The following is a 13,307-nucleotide window of genomic DNA, read 5'->3' on the forward strand; positions in this document are numbered from 1 at the left end:
CTCCGTAGCACAAGGTTCAGCTGCAGCATCCAGAGCAGCAATCCCAATGGCTAAAGGAGAAGTAGAAATCGAACCTATTATTGCATCTAACGACGAAAACGTTTGTGGTGCTTGCCAAGTATGTGTTGAATTATGTCCATTCGGTGCTATTGCTATCGCAACTGGCGTAGGTGGAAAAGAATTTGCACAAATCAACTCCGCATTATGTAAAGGATGTGGTACTTGTGTAGGTGCATGTCCATCTGGTGCAATGAACCAACAACACTTCAAAACCGAGCAAATTATGGCACAAATCAGTGCTGCTCTTGAAGACTTAGGTAAATAGATTTAGAGATTAATTTCTCTATTTCTTTTTTTTCTTTTTTTATAACAAGCTCCAATTGATTTAACTTTTTTTCGTGATTTAATAATTCATAAAAATTTAAAAATATCTCATTTTACCATTGACTTTTAACAATTTTTATATAATATTTAGGATATAGATAATATAGACTAGTTTAAATTATATGATACATTCGAATGAATTTAATCATTATTATGAGAATTTATCATGGACTATTGGTGATAACATGAATGAAGTATATAGGACATTTACATCAGAATCAGTAACTCAGGGGCATCCTGACAAAGTTGCAGACATTATTTCTGATGCTATATTGGATGCATACATGGCACAAGACAAATATTCCCATGTTGCATGTGAAACCTGTGTAACAACTGATTTTTGTATGGTATTTGGTGAAATAACATCTAAAGCCACCCTCTCAAAGGATGAAATTGAAAAGATCATAAGAGATACAATCATTGAAATCGGTTATGATAATCCTGATTTAAAATTTGACGGTCATACCTGTAAGATTGAAAACAGACTTCATGAACAATCTCCAGATATTAATCAAGGAGTGGACCGTGGGGATGAAGAAACCGGAGCAGGCGATCAGGGTATGATGTTTGGTTTTGCAACTAATGAAACAGAATCATTAATGCCTTATCCAATTGATCTTGCCCGTAAATTAACCAATAAATTAACCGAACTTAGAGAAAGCGGAGAAATCCCATATTTAAGGCCTGACGGTAAAGCCCAGGTATCTGTAAATTATGATAAAGAGGGAAATGTCATTTCACTTGATGCGGTAGTATTGTCAACCCAGCATGATGAGACAATGTCCGAGAATCAGGAACAATTAAAAGCAGACATTCGTGAAAAACTCTTTAAAGAAGTCATTCCGGCGGAATTGATGACTGAAAACACTAAAGAACACATCAACCCAACTGGAAAATTCGAAATTGGTGGCCCTCATGGAGATTCAGGACTAACCGGTCGTAAAATCATCGTCGATACCTATGGAGGATATGCAAGACATGGTGGTGGAGCATTTTCAGGTAAAGACTGTACAAAAGTAGACAGAAGCGCATGTTACATGGCAAGATACATTGCAAAAAACATTGTCGCAAGCGGTTTAGCTGAAAAATGTGAAATTCAATTATCTTATGCAATCGGAGTTGCCGAACCAACTTCAGTAATGGTTGATACCTTTGGAACTGAAGCCGATATCGGTGATGTGACCTTTGATGAAATTGTACGTGACAACTTTAAATTAACTCCTGATGGAATTATCGAATCATTAGGCTTAAGGGATGTTTCTTATAAACAAACCGCTAAATATGGTCATTTAGGTATTGAAGGCCTTCCATGGGAAGAAACTGATAAAGTTGAAGACTTGAAAAAATACATCAAAAATTAATTAAGCTTTCCTCTTTTGAGGTTAGTTTTTTATACTTTTTTTTACTTTATTTTTCATTTTATTTTTAATTTTCATTGTTTTAGGAATAATTTTCATAACTATTATATTAAATGATTTACAAAAATTAAATCATAAATATATAATTGGATATTAGGTGTAGTAAATGACTAATTATCATGATGAGATTATAAACTTTGAAGAAATTGCAAGAAAACATACTGAATATATGAGAAACAGTATCAATCTTATTGCTTCCGAAAACGTAACAAGTGTAGAGGTAACCGAAGCGGTAGCAACTGATTTTGCTCATAGATACGCAGAAGGACAAGCATTCCAAAGATTTTACGAAGGATGCCAATATATAGATTTGGTAGAAGATAAGACCAAAAAGCTTTCCTGTCAATTATACGACTGTGATTATGCTAATGTTCAACCGGTTTCCGGTGTAACAGCAAACCTTGCAGCGTTCTTTGGATTTGGAAAACCTGGTGATAAGGTAATGGCACTTGAAGTGCCATCAGGAGGTCACATTTCTCACGCTGATGTAAGTGCTGCAGGTATTCGTGGTCTTAAAACCGTTTTCCACCCATTAGACAAAAATGTAATGAACATTGACATCGATGCAATGAACAAAAAGATTTTAGAGGAAAAACCTAACATCATTTTATTCGGTGGAAGTCTGTTCCTATTCCCTCACCCAATCAAAGAAGCTCGTGAAGCTGCTGATGAAGTGGGAGCTACTGTAATGTATGACGGAGCACATGTATTGGGTCTTATTGCAGGAGGCCAATTCCAACAACCTCTTAAAGAAGGAGCAGATTTGATGATGGGAAGTACCCACAAAACATTCCCTGGTCCACAAGGAGGTATTATTCTTTCTCACAAAGAAAATGAGGAACGCATTGACGAAGCCGTATTCCCTGGTGTTGTAAGTAATCACCATTTACACCATTTACTTGGTTTGGGTATTGCAACTGCTGAAATGTTGGAATTTGGTGAAGCTTACGCAAAACAGATCATTAAAAACGCACAGGCATTAGGTCAAGCAATGTATGAAAGAGGATTTAATGTATTATGCGAAGAATTAGGTTTTACCGAATCACACCAAATCGCTGTGGATTTAACCAACATCAGATCAGCATCAGATATCGCAAAAGAATTAGCTGACAACAATGTAATCTTAAATAAAAACCTCTTGCCGGGCGATAACAGGGATAATTCCGATGATCCATCCGGTATCAGAATAGGTACCCAGGAAATTACAAGAAGAGGTCTAAAAGAAAAAGAGATGGATGAAGTTGCAGAATTCATCAAACGTGTTGCAGTCGATAAGGAAGACATTGCTGATGAAGTGGCTGAATTCATGAATCAATACACAAGACTTGACTATGCATTCTCAGACAGAGAAGCATACCAATATCACAATTTAGATTAAAATGAGAATCGGATTTGCATTTACTGGAGCTGGTCATTTACTACGTGAATCAGTACATTTGGCTGAAAAATTGGCTAAGGAGCATGAAGTCACAGTATTTCTATCAGGAGCGGCCGAAGAAGTCCTTAAGATGTATGGACTTTACGAAAGAATTGAACGCATAACCGGTGGAAAATATCGTGAATTGGCTACTGATTCAAATCAAAAGTTTTCATATCCAATTACCGGTCGTCTTTCAATTGGAAAGTACGATTTACTCATTGTTTCTCCAACTACCGCAAATACAGTTTCAAAAATAGTTCATGGAATTGCAGACACATTGGTTACAAATGCAGTGGCGCAATCCGGCAAGGGTGCCGTTCCTGTCTATATGGTCCCAGTTGACATTCATCCGGGTCCTGTTGATACGGTTTTACCTTCAAAAATAGAATTGTCCAAATGCCAAAGATGCGATGATTGTTTTGCAGCTCTTGCATGCCAGCAAGGTGCAATCATTGCCCATCAGGAAATAGACCTGACAAAATGTATTGGCTGCGGCATGTGCAGAAATACCTGTCCGCATGATGCAATTTCAGAAGGAAAAATCATTACAATCTATATGAGAGATATTGATATCGAAAATACTCGCAAATTGGAAAGTTTTGATAATATTCACATCTTTGAAAAACCGGAAGATATATTAGACAAATTCTAATCTATCTCCTATTCCTATTTTTAACTCATCTTTTTTAGTTTCTAAAATATATGTGGCTCGCTTTTTTGGCTTATGGAATTTCCAGGGTTTTAATGTAGCCTTTTCAAAAACGATTTTGTCTTTATCCAAAAAATAGACGTCTATTTCAAATCTCATAAAGTGAGTGTGCACACACGAATCCTTTAAATTGTAGAACAATATTGCAAAATCAATATCTTTTTTCAACATCAATCCTTTAAAACGCTTAAAAAAGCTGTTTGCATTTATAATTTTTATATTAATTACTTCATTGGTTGTTTTATTTAAAATCATGAATTAAATATTTTTGTTTTATAATATTTAAGCTTTTAACGAGGTTAAATCAATATTGACTTAAATAAAAGTTTTGTTTTTAATGTCTCCACTGTTAAAATCTTTTAAGGCAGTTTCAAACTCTTCAGCTGAAAATACTCCGGGGATTATTAGCCGCTCTTCGTTTTTTTCTAATATAAAATAAGGTGTGGAAGTGATTCCATTTGAAAGCGCCTCCTCTTTATCAAGGAAAATTTCTATATTATAGTAATTGTTTTCAATAATTTTTTTGGCATCGCTCTCTTCCAGCCCTGATTCGATTGCTATCCTGGTGAGAACGTTGTTGTCAGCAATGTTTTCGTTTTTGACAAAGCGGGAATGGAATATGTTCTCTACAAGATTTAGGGTAATTTCGGGATGCATATTCTCTGCAAATTTAGTTAGCCTTAGCGCATCTTTGGAACTTGTGAGAGGCATATCCCTAAAGTTAATGTTTAAACCGTCATCATGGGCAATCTCTTCGATTTCGGCAATTTTGCTTGAAGCCTCTTCCAGAGACAGTTCATATTTGCTGGCATATCTCTCTGTAGTGCTCATTGCAGGCCTTTTTCCTGCTTCAGATTCTAGCTCAAAAGATCTCATTTCCCATTCCACATCCAAATTTAGGCTCTCACATGCATTCTTAATTCTTTCGAATCCGATGTAGGAATAGGGGCAGTTGAAATCAATCAAATAAATTATTCTCATTTCTTATCATCTTTAGATTTTTCATCCTTTTCTTTGGCGATTTTGTATAGCTTTATCATATTGTCTACAGCCTTGAAAAGTGAATTGTATTTTCTGTGAAATCCCATATTACTATTTTTGATTTTATTTTATATCAAATTTTTCCTGGATAAAAACGGGCTCATGATAAGTTAATATAGTATGTTGTAGATAATATATAGTATAATGTTATATATGTGAGCAGTACTCATAGAGTACATCTCAGCGTTATCTGTTGAGCTGTTCATTTTTTATTTAGACACATAATATTAATTTCAGAGGAGTTACAATGCCAATAAAAGAGGCAGAAAAATCATACGATCACAATAAGATAGAAAAGAAAGTGCAAAAATTCTGGAAAGAAGAGGATACTTTCAGGAAAGTTAATGAACTTAGAGAAAAAGGTCCAAGATATTCATTTTTGGATGGTCCGCCTTATTGTAGTGGAAAAATCCACTTGGGTACAGCCTGGAACAAAGTCATAAAAGATACATATCTCAGATACAAGTCAATGAACGGATTTAGCTTAAGAAGACAGGCCGGATGGGATATGCATGGGCTTCCAATCGAAAATAAGGTAGAGCATTTGCTCAATATTCAATCCAAACAGGAAATAGAAGAAATCGGTATCGATAAATTTGTTGACAAATGTAGAGAATTTGCTTTGGAAAACAAGGTAGCTATGGAAGAGCAATTCGACCAATTGGGCGTTTGGATGGATTGGGAAAATCCATACATGACTTTGGATCCGAAATACATGGAATCTTCATGGTGGACACTCAAAAGGGCAAACGAGCAGAATCTGCTTGTCAACGACCAGAGGGTAATCAGCTGGTGTCCTCACTGTGGAACTGCGCTTGCAGCTGCAGAAATTGAATATGAAGAAAAGGAAGATCCGTCCATTTATATTAAATTCCCGGTAAAAGGCGAGGAAAATACTTATTTTTTAGTTTGGACAACTACTCCATGGACATTGCCTGCAAACATGGCAATTTGTGCAAACCCTGAATTTGATTATGTTTATGTGTTGAAAGATGGCGAAACTTATATTTTAGCTGAAAACTTAATGGAAACAGTATTGGGCCGCCAGGTCAAAATCCACAAAACCAAAATCCCTGCAGAAAAGGAAGGTGAAGAGGATACAATTGTGGAAGAAAAAGAAGTAATGTATGAAGTCATTAAAACCGTTAAAGGCGAAGACCTAATCGGAATGGAATATGATTACATACTCATGGATGAAGTTCCAAAACATGCGGAATTTGATGAGATTGATGCGGTTCATAAGGTCTTGGCCGGAGACCATGTAGAGCTTGGTGAAGGTACTGGATTGGTACACACAGCGCCAGGACACGGTCCAGACGATTTCGAAGTGGGTCAGGCTAATGGAATTCCTATTTTCTGTCCTGTCGGAGAGGACGGATGCTTCACAGAAGATGCAGGAAAATATGCTGATGGATTTACAAAAGATGAAAATACTCAGATTATCAAAGATCTGGAAGACAAAGGATTGATGTATCACTCCGAAACCATTGAACACAGATATGGGGTATGCTGGAGATGCAAAACCCCAATCATATATCGTGCCACTAAACAATGGTTCCTGAAAGTGACAGACATCAAACAGAAAATGTTGGATGAAATTGCTCGCGTCGAATGGGTGCCTAAATGGGCAGGTGAAGGCAGATTCCACGATTGGGTGGACAATGCTCGCGACTGGACAATTTCAAGACAAAGGTTCTGGGGTATTCCAATTCCTATTTGGGAATGTCCTGATTGTGGTGAAATCAAGGTTATCGGTTCTTTAGACGAGTTGAAAGCAGAAGCATTGACTGAAATCAATGTCAGCGATGCTGAACTTATCCACAGGCCATTTGTAGATGAAGTTGAAGTGAAATGTGACAAATGCGGTCAGACCATCAAAAGAATTCCAGACGTATTGGATGTATGGATCGACTCAGGAGTTGCAGGTTGGGCTTCACTCTACTATCCTGAAGAAAAGGACAAGTTCGAAGACTGGTTCCCATATGACTTCATTACTGAAGGGCACGACCAAACAAGAGGATGGTTCTACTCACAACTTGGTACTGGAGTAATCTCTATGGGCAAAAGCCCGTATCAGAAAGTATTGATGCATGGATTTGTATTGGATGAAAACGGAAATAAAATGTCCAAATCCTTAGGAAATGTTGTGTCTCCGGAAGAGGTAATTGAAAAGTATGGGGCGGACGTCTTAAGGTTCTACCTGTTATGGGCTTCAAAGCCATGGGATGACTTGAAATTCGTATGGGAAGAACTCCTGAACATCAATAAAATGTTCAACATATTATGGAATGTTTATGTATTTTCAACTACCTACATGTCTTTGGATAGCTTTGACCCTGTCGGATTAACAGAAAATGACATGATCTTAAGGCCAGAGGACAAATGGATCATATCCAAGTCCAATACCTTAGTCAAGGAGGTTGCTGAAGATCTTGATAAATTATTCTTCCACGAAGCGACAAGAAAAATAAATAATTTCATTTTGGAGGATTTAAGCCGTTGGTATGTAAGGCTCATTCGTGGAAGAACTTGGGTTGAAAGCGATGATCCTGATAAATTAGGTGCATATTACAGTTTATACACTGCGCTTGTAAAGTTAATTTCAGTTTTATGTCCGATAGCTCCTCATATATCAGAAGAAATCTACGAAAACCTTGTAAAAGGCGTTAATTGCGATGCTCCGGAAAGCATCCACATGAATGACTGGGGCTATGATGAAGATGCAATCGACAGTGAACTCGAAGCGAAAATGGATGTCGCCCGTGAAGTAATTGAGGCATCAATCAGGGCACGTGACATGGCACAATACAAGCTTAGATGGCCGGTTTCAGATATCACTGTTGTATCTCAGGATGATGATGTCCTAAAAGCTATTGGAGAGTTGGAAGACATTATTAAAGACCAATCAAATTCTAAAGAAGTCTTAAAAGCCAGTGAATTTGACAAATTATCATTCATTGCAAAGCCAAACCTTAAGATTTTAGGTCCGAAGCTCAAAGGAGACATGGGCAAAGTCGTAAAAGGATTGAAGGCAGCTGACGGCAATCAGATTAAAGCGGACTTGGAAGCTAACGGAAGCGTAACCATTGAAGGAATTGAATTGTCAAGCGAAGAAGTATTATTCGATTCAGAACTTCCAGACGACTTTGTTTCATCAGAATTCTCTGGCGGAAACGTATTTGTAAATACAAACATTACATTGGAAATCAGGCAGGAAGCTATGGCTCGTGAATTGATAAGAAGAATTCAGAACATGAGAAAGGACTTGGACCTTGATGTAGAAGCAAACATCAATGTCGATGTTGAAACTTCAGCAGAATTCAAGGATTTTATTGTACCGCAATCTGAAGTCATATCTCACGAAGTAAGAGCTAAAAGCTTAATAATAACTGATACAGAAGAGTGCAGTAAAGATTCTAAAGATTATACCAAAGAATGGGATATTGAAGGAGAAAAAGTAGTTATTTCAATTAAAAATTAAGGGTGTTAACATGACTTTAGCCGATTCTGAAATTGAATATATTGAAGGAATCCTCGGTAGGAAGATGAATGAATTAGAAGAAGGAATGCTTGATGTGATGTTTTCAGAGCATTGTTCTTACAAAAGCAGCAGGCCATTTCTAAGAGCTTTCCCAACTGAAGGAGAAAACATTGTTTTAGGTCCGGGAGACGATGCCGGACTTGTATCCGTAACCGACAAATATGCATTAGCTGTAGGAATGGAATCTCACAATCACCCATCAGCTATTGAACCTTATGGTGGTGCAGGTACTGGTATTGGAGGAATTTTAAGAGACATCATTTCTATGGGAGCAATGCCTATAGCACTCCTCGATTCACTTAGATTCGGACCATTGGAAGATGAAAAATCAAGATACCTATTTGAACATGTTGTAAAAGGAATTTCCGATTACGGCAACCGTGTAGGGGTCCCGACCGTTGCAGGAGAAATAGAATTTGACGAATCATTCAGAACAAATCCTCTTGTTAATGTAATGTGCGTAGGCCTTGTTGAAAAGGATAAAATTGTCCGTGCCGAAGCGCCTAACATTGGCGACGTATTCCTTTTGATGGGAGGAACTACAGGACGTGACGGAATTCATGGGGTTACATTTGCATCAGAAGAGTTAACATCCGACTCAGAAACCGAAGACAGGCCGGCCGTACAGGTAGCTGATCCGTTTACCAAAAAAAGAGTGTTGGAAGCATCATTGGAAATTCTAGAAAAGATCAATGTCAGCGGTGTTAAAGATTTAGGCGGCGGAGGCCTTACTTGCTGTATTTCAGAGCTTGTTGATTCTTCAAGCAACGGGGCATTGGTGGATTTACGGGCAATTCCTTTAAGGGAAACAGGAATGACCCCCTATGAAATCATGCTTTCAGAATCACAAGAGAGAATGGTATTTGTCATAAACCCTGATGATGTTGAACTCGCCAAACAGATTTGCGATAAGCATGAAATCGCATCATCCGTCATTGGAGAAGTAATTGACGGAAACAATATGATTGTCTCAGATGAAGGCGAGGAAATTGCTAACCTGCCAACAATTTTGCTGGCGGATCCGCCTTCAATTGACAGGCCTATTGTCGAAATTCCAGAAGACACCCAAAAAATTGAGCTCAAAGAACCTGGAGTTTACGAATCCTTGCCTAAATTGCTGTCCAGCCCAAATATTGCCTCTAAAGAATGGGTCTACAAACAATACGACCATGAAGTTCAGGTAAGGACAGTTGTAAAACCTGGAGACGATGCGGCGGTTTTAAGAATTGATGAGAATACTGCCATTGCGCTCACTACAGATTCAAACACTATCCACACAAAATTGTCTCCATTCGATGGAGGTGCAGGATGTGTTGCAGAGGCCATCAGAAATGTTATTTCAATGGGTGCGACTCCTTATGCAGTCGTAGACTGCCTAAACTTCGGAAATCCTGAAACTCCAGAAATATTATGGCAATTCAAGACAGCCATTGAAGGCATGAGTCTTGTAGCTGAAAAATTCGATGCACCAGTCATCAGCGGAAATGTAAGCTTCTATAATGAAACCGAAGGAATCAAAATCAATCCTACTCCTGCTGTGGGAGTGATTGGTGTTGAAGATATTGAAAACATCAGAACCATGGACTTTAAGAATGAAGGGGATAAAATCCTTTTAATCGGAAAGACTTATGATGAATTGACAGGTTCAGAATACCACAGAACCATTCACAACTTGGAAGTGGGAACCGCTCCAAGAATCAGAATCGATGAGGAATTTGCCAATGGGCAGACTGTTTTAAAATTAATCGATGAGGATGTTAACAAGGACATCACTGCAGTTCACGATGTTTCAGCCGGTGGAATTGCCGTTGCAATTTCAGAAATGGTTATCAAATCAGGACTTGGATGTGAAGTGGAATTGAAGGATGATGAATTGGATAAGATTCAATTGTTATACTCAGAAAGCCACGGCAGATACATCCTAACTGTTAAAGCCGATGCAGTGGATGACATTTTGGCAAAAATTGATGTTGATGTTGCAGTCATCGGTGAAGTAAAAGGCACTTCATTAAATATTAACGGTCATGAATTTAGTTTTGAAGATTTAGATAATGCATATCATGGTGTTATTGAACAATATATGGCATAATTAACTTGGGGGAGTTTAAAAAATGTTCTTATCTAAATTGGATTCTTTACAAAATGCCATGAAGCTAATAGGTGATAATCAGAAATTCACTGATGTTGAGGAAATTTCTATTCACGATGCTCACAAAAGAGTTTTAGCTGAAGATATCATGGCTTATCATGATTCACCACCATTTGATAAATCGGCAATGGATGGCTTTGCCGTAATTGCAGAAAATACCTTTGGCGCATCACAATCAGCTCCTAAGAAATTCAAAATAATCGATGCAATTGGTGCCGGAGATTTCTCAAACAAGACTGTTGGGGAAAATGAAGCTATCGTAATCGCCACAGGAGCTCCTATTCCAGAAGGGGCTAATGCAGTCATCATGAAGGAGTACACAACCACCGATGGGGATGATTTGACAATTTATTCTCAGGTCACTCCAGGTGAAAACATAAGTCCAAAATCAGAAGATATTAGGAAAGGTGATAAGATTTTAGATAAAAACACCTTTATCAGATATCAGGAATTGGGTTTGATTGCTTCAGCAGGATATGATACTGTTAAGGTTTTCAAAAAACCAAGAGTTAAAGTTATCATAACAGGTAATGAACTCGTTGAGCCAACTAAAGAGGAAATCGATAAAGCCAAAATTATTAACTCTAATCAATTCACAATTAAAGCAATGATTGAAGATTCCGGTGCTATTGCTGAAATCGGGCATGCCGGAGATAGTTTTGATGAAGTAAAGGAAGCTATTTTTGAAGCTTCTAAAGATTTTGATGTAATCATGACTACTGGTGGAACAGCCATCAGTAAAGGGGATGTTGTTTTAGATGTTGTTGAAGACCTTGGTGAGATTTTATTCCATGGTGTAGCAATGAGGCCGGGCAAACCTGCAGGTGCAGGAATTATTAATGATAAAATCATATTCACGTTTTCAGGTCAACCTGTTGCGGCAATGGCTCAATTTGATGTTTTTGCAAGGAAATATCTTTTTGAAATGCAAGGAAGGGCATTTGACTTCAGCATTGTTAAAAAAGAATCTCAACTTAAGATACCTTCACAGCTTGGAAGGACTGATTTCATCCGCTCATATACTGATGAAGGATATACCAGGCACGTCTTGAATAGAGGTTCTGGTATTATTCGCTCAATGGTTGATGCGAACAGCTATATCATTATTGACGAAAATGATGAAGGATATCAAAAGGGCGATATAGTTGACGTAGTCTTCTTTGATTCACTACTTTGGTAGTCAAAGGTGTATTTTAATGAATGGTATTTATTATTATCTGATAGCGTTTGCTATCATCTGGATATTGGTCGGAATTTTCCATGAGAAATTGTCAAATCACGGAGTCGAGCTGAACTTTCCTGTGATAATGTGGAAAACCCAAAGGCTTAGGGGGCTGATATCTAGAATTTCTAATTTTTCACCAACATTCTGGCGATGGTACATGAATGTTGGAATTTTCGTAGCATTTGGGGCTATGATTTTCATTACATACTTATTGGTTTCGTCACTGCCGTCAGTTTTTGAAACGCCTGCGGTTTCAATCGTGATTCCAGGGGTGGACATTCCGGGTTCCCAAATATACGTTCCATTCCTTTATGGTTTGATTGCTCTTGCAACAGTTTTGATAGTTCATGAGTTTTCACATGGTATTCAGTCAGTAGGAGAAAAGATACCTATTAAATCAATAGGGCTTTTGTTGTTCATAATCCTTCCGGGGGCATTTGTCGAACCTGATGAGGATGAGCTCAAAAACGCTAAAAAATCTTCAAGACTGAGAGTCTATGCGGCGGGATCCATTGCAAACATTACCTTGGCCATCATAGCAATTCTGTTAGTGTCCTTAATATCAATGGGAATTCCTCATTATTTTGCAGAAGATGGAATAGCTATTGACAGGGTAGTTCCAGATTCTCCGGCAGATGGGATATTGAAAAGCGGAATGGTTTTGGAAGCGATTGACAATCATAAGATTAATGATTCCAAATCTTATACCAATATCGTAGGCTCTTTTAAGCCTGGAGATAACATTTCGGTCCAGACAGATCAGGGCACCTATTCGATAACCCTCGGCAAAAATCCGAACAATGAGTCTGTAGGATTCTTTGGAATTCAGGCAAATAAGCATTTCAAGCTAATCGATGACAGTTTAGGTCCGCTCCCATGGGTCTTGTTTGAGCTATTCGATTTATTTGATTGGATATTCATGCTGAACCTTGGAATCGGATTGTTTAACCTGCTTCCGCTCAAGCCTTTGGATGGCGGTTATATGCTTGAGATATTGTTAAGCTATAAATTTTCAGAAGAGTCAGTCAAACCGGTTGTCAATGCATTGTCTGCCGTAATGGCAATGATAATCATATTTAGCCTTGTGGCTGGTTTCCTTTAATTTTATTTTTAACTAATTTCCCATTTTTAAATCAAATTGAAGTGATTTAATAAAAATGTTTTAAAAAATGCTATTTTTTAAATAAAAAAAGATGAAAGAATAATTAAATTCTTTCAATTCAAGGTGTTTAGAAGTATCTTGCTAAGATTCCTTCTAAGATTTTGTAGTGGCGGCCTTCGTCTTTGGAACTTTCTCTGAAGAAATCAGCAGCAGTTTCAATGCCTGCTTCAGCAGCTTTTTCGGAAGCTTCTCTTTTTTCTGCGTTAGCCATTTTTTCTCCACCCATCATCCATTCGATGTTTTCTTTGAGGGTAGGTT

Annotated in this window: 10 protein-coding genes and 1 pseudogene; 8 read left to right on the top strand and 3 right to left on the bottom strand. The window is 37.8% G+C overall.

The features are described 5' to 3' along the window. The 4 genes from ACJMLD_RS05750 to ACJMLD_RS05765 all read left to right on the top strand — a co-directional run. The coding region (locus ACJMLD_RS05750) for a 4Fe-4S binding protein (RefSeq protein WP_405269067.1) at nucleotides 1–325 on the top strand (325 nt) is incomplete at its 5' end. 244 nt (nucleotides 326–569) lie between these two features. Beyond that, nucleotides 570–1,745 carry a methionine adenosyltransferase gene (metK, locus tag ACJMLD_RS05755; protein ID WP_405269070.1) on the top strand — a complete coding sequence of 392 codons (1,176 nt, stop codon included), beginning with the start codon at nucleotides 570–572 and terminating at the stop codon, nucleotides 1,743–1,745. Between the two features lie 163 nt (nucleotides 1,746–1,908). After that, nucleotides 1,909–3,180, top strand: a complete 1,272-nt coding sequence (gene glyA / locus ACJMLD_RS05760; RefSeq protein WP_405269073.1) for a serine hydroxymethyltransferase — start codon at nucleotides 1,909–1,911, stop codon at nucleotides 3,178–3,180. A 1-nt stretch (nucleotide 3,181) separates the two neighbouring features. Continuing rightward, nucleotides 3,182–3,874, top strand: a complete 693-nt coding sequence (locus ACJMLD_RS05765; protein ID WP_405269076.1) for a dihydromethanopterin reductase (acceptor) — start codon at nucleotides 3,182–3,184, stop codon at nucleotides 3,872–3,874. Here the strand turns inward: ACJMLD_RS05765 and ACJMLD_RS05770 are convergent. Both ACJMLD_RS05770 and ACJMLD_RS05775 read right to left on the bottom strand, forming a co-directional pair. Next, nucleotides 3,860–4,186 (bottom strand): DUF192 domain-containing protein, encoded by a 327-nt coding sequence (locus tag ACJMLD_RS05770; RefSeq protein ID WP_405269079.1) that lies wholly within the window; start codon nucleotides 4,184–4,186, stop codon nucleotides 3,860–3,862. The two genes, ACJMLD_RS05765 and ACJMLD_RS05770, sit on opposite strands and share 15 nt — an antisense overlap. Before the next feature lie 60 nt (nucleotides 4,187–4,246). Then, entirely contained in the window at nucleotides 4,247–4,912 is a 666-nt protein-coding gene (locus tag ACJMLD_RS05775) for a DsbA family protein (protein WP_405269082.1), read from the bottom strand. 307 nt (nucleotides 4,913–5,219) lie between these two features. Between ACJMLD_RS05775 and ileS the strand changes: the two genes are divergently transcribed. From ileS to ACJMLD_RS05795, 4 genes are read left to right on the top strand one after another with little or no spacing between them, the layout of a single operon-like run. Beyond that, complete coding sequence (gene ileS / locus ACJMLD_RS05780; protein ID WP_405269084.1) at nucleotides 5,220–8,453, top strand: isoleucine--tRNA ligase; 3,234 nt, start codon at nucleotides 5,220–5,222, stop codon at nucleotides 8,451–8,453. Between the two features lie 10 nt (nucleotides 8,454–8,463). Then, nucleotides 8,464–10,602 (top strand): phosphoribosylformylglycinamidine synthase subunit PurL, encoded by a 2,139-nt coding sequence (gene purL / locus ACJMLD_RS05785; protein WP_405269087.1) that lies wholly within the window; start codon nucleotides 8,464–8,466, stop codon nucleotides 10,600–10,602. 22 nt (nucleotides 10,603–10,624) lie between these two features. Beyond that, nucleotides 10,625–11,842, top strand: coding sequence for a gephyrin-like molybdotransferase Glp (glp, locus tag ACJMLD_RS05790; protein WP_405269090.1), 1,218 nt, complete (start codon nucleotides 10,625–10,627; stop codon nucleotides 11,840–11,842). A gap of 16 nt (nucleotides 11,843–11,858) precedes the next feature. Next, nucleotides 11,859–12,989, top strand: coding sequence for a site-2 protease family protein (locus ACJMLD_RS05795; protein ID WP_405269093.1), 1,131 nt, complete (start codon nucleotides 11,859–11,861; stop codon nucleotides 12,987–12,989). 127 nt (nucleotides 12,990–13,116) lie between these two features. Here ACJMLD_RS05795 and ACJMLD_RS05800 read toward each other — a convergent pair. Next, nucleotides 13,117–13,307: pseudogene (locus tag ACJMLD_RS05800) on the bottom strand (rubrerythrin family protein); the annotation flags it as partial.

This window comes from Methanobrevibacter sp. (assembly GCF_045112895.1).
Taxonomy (GTDB): domain Archaea; phylum Methanobacteriota; class Methanobacteria; order Methanobacteriales; family Methanobacteriaceae; genus Methanocatella.

Coding starts and splice junctions, on each gene's coding strand:
- ACJMLD_RS05795 (WP_405269093.1), top strand. CDS start 11,859: ATGAATGGTATTTATTATTATCTGATAGCGTTTGCTATCATCTGGATA.
- metK (WP_405269070.1), top strand. CDS start 570: ATGAATGAAGTATATAGGACATTTACATCAGAATCAGTAACTCAGGGG.
- glyA (WP_405269073.1), top strand. CDS start 1,909: ATGACTAATTATCATGATGAGATTATAAACTTTGAAGAAATTGCAAGA.
- ileS (WP_405269084.1), top strand. CDS start 5,220: ATGCCAATAAAAGAGGCAGAAAAATCATACGATCACAATAAGATAGAA.
- ACJMLD_RS05770 (WP_405269079.1), bottom strand. CDS start 4,186: ATGATTTTAAATAAAACAACCAATGAAGTAATTAATATAAAAATTATA.
- ACJMLD_RS05765 (WP_405269076.1), top strand. CDS start 3,182: ATGAGAATCGGATTTGCATTTACTGGAGCTGGTCATTTACTACGTGAA.
- glp (WP_405269090.1), top strand. CDS start 10,625: ATGTTCTTATCTAAATTGGATTCTTTACAAAATGCCATGAAGCTAATA.
- ACJMLD_RS05775 (WP_405269082.1), bottom strand. CDS start 4,912: ATGAGAATAATTTATTTGATTGATTTCAACTGCCCCTATTCCTACATC.
- purL (WP_405269087.1), top strand. CDS start 8,464: ATGACTTTAGCCGATTCTGAAATTGAATATATTGAAGGAATCCTCGGT.